This window comes from Bacillus sp. GbtcB14 (genome assembly GCF_019091205.1).
GTDB classification, from domain to species: Bacteria; Bacillota; Bacilli; order Bacillales; family Bacillaceae_G; genus Bacillus_A; species Bacillus_A cereus_AG.
Genome location: NZ_JAGXJT010000125.1, coordinates 1 through 278, shown reverse-complemented (window position 1 = coordinate 278; position 278 = coordinate 1). Strand labels below are relative to the sequence as shown.

Below are 278 nucleotides of genomic sequence, written 5' to 3'. Positions count from 1 at the left end.
CAGAGCCGGAATTAGCTAAAGCGCTTACAGAAAAAGGCGTGACAGCTATCGCGTACGAAACGGTAACGGACGGACGTTCCCTTCCGCTGCTTACGCCGATGTCCGAAGTGGCCGGCAGAATGGCCGCGCAGATCGGGGCTCAGTTTCTTGAAAAACCAAAGGGCGGAAAAGGAATTTTATTAGCCGGCGTACCGGGTGTATCCCGCGGAAAAGTCACGATCATCGGAGGGGGCGGCGTCGGAACAAATGCCGCGAAAATGGCTGTCGGACTCGGTGCC

General features: G+C 56.8%; 1 pseudogene. It reads left to right on the top strand.

Annotated features, from left to right (window positions below):
* A pseudogene (locus KVT31_RS29530) lies at positions 1-278 on the top strand (alanine dehydrogenase); the annotation flags it as partial.